This window comes from Spiroplasma sp. hyd1, from assembly GCF_016082235.1.
Classification (GTDB): domain Bacteria; phylum Bacillota_I; class Bacilli_A; order Mycoplasmatales; family Mycoplasmataceae; genus Spiroplasma; species Spiroplasma poulsonii.
Map to the genome: position 1 here is coordinate 1 of NZ_JXYY01000121.1, position 1,051 is coordinate 1,051.

At 65.3% G+C, this 1,051-nt stretch carries 1 pseudogene; it reads right to left on the reverse strand.

The window, feature by feature from the left end:
- Window positions 1-1,027: pseudogene (locus TS70_RS06635) on the reverse strand (hypothetical protein); the annotation flags it as partial.
- Window positions 1,028-1,051: the final 24 nt, after the last annotated feature.

Below are 1,051 nucleotides of genomic sequence, written 5' to 3' on the forward strand. Positions count from 1 at the left end.
TGTTGTGGTGCGCTGGGGTGGCGCAAGAGATGGCTCACTGGCCGTAGTAGGGGCCGCGCCAATCGGCCGGAAGGGCCTCACCGTGGCCGTTGGTGCTCACGCCCAGCGAGCCCCCGTCGACACGCACGTTGCCGCGGTAGGTCATGCGCCGTCCCGTGATTACCAAATCGGTCACGGTGCGCGTGCCCCGCACGAAGCGGTTGTTCTCCACGATCACGTCCTCCAGCCCCTCGGCGGAGACGCCGTTTTGCGGGCTGACAGCCACTGTCCATTGATTGTTGTCCTGCGCATCGCCGAACAGGTTGTTGGCAATGACCACCTGGCGCGTGGCCCAGGTGCTGCCGTTGTAGCTGTCGGTGTAGCTGTCCAGACCGCCCGAATGCAGCTTGAGCGCATGGCGGATGCCGTCGGAGGAGCGACCGCGCATGGCGTTGTGGGCCATCACCCCCTTGTGCAGCCGCCCGATGCGCACAGTGTGCTGGTTGGCATAACCCATGTCGTTGCCCAGCAGCGCGATGCGTGAGCCCGTGCCCAGGATGGGGCTGTCGTTGGACAGGCTGCCGCCTTGGATGCGGTTTTCCACGATGAAGATCTCGCGCGGGTTGTAGAACTGGCTGGGCGAGACGTTGCGGTACGGGTCACTGCCGGCCCAGTAGTCTAGCGCCGCACCGAACCAGATGCGGTTGTTGTTGCCCGCATCGGCCAGGTCGTTGCGGTACAGCAGCAGCCGCGCTGCCGAGCTGTCCTGTACGATACCGTCGGCAATGTTCAGATCCATCACGGTGATGTCCTCGGCGAACGAGGCCGTGTCCGGACGCCCCGAGCCAATGCGCACCGAGGTCACGCGCGGCTTGTTGCCCGACCCAAAAGCCCCCACGATGACGTTGCGCTCGCCGTGACGGATGTTGATCTGGCCAAAGCTCTCGCCACGGCGCAGCAACACACGCTTGCCGCTGTAGCTGGCCGGCAGCCCCGTCTGCGTCAGCGCTCCGCTCGGACATCCCGCATAGTTCGCCGTCTGCGACACGCACACCGTCTGGTTGCCNNNNTA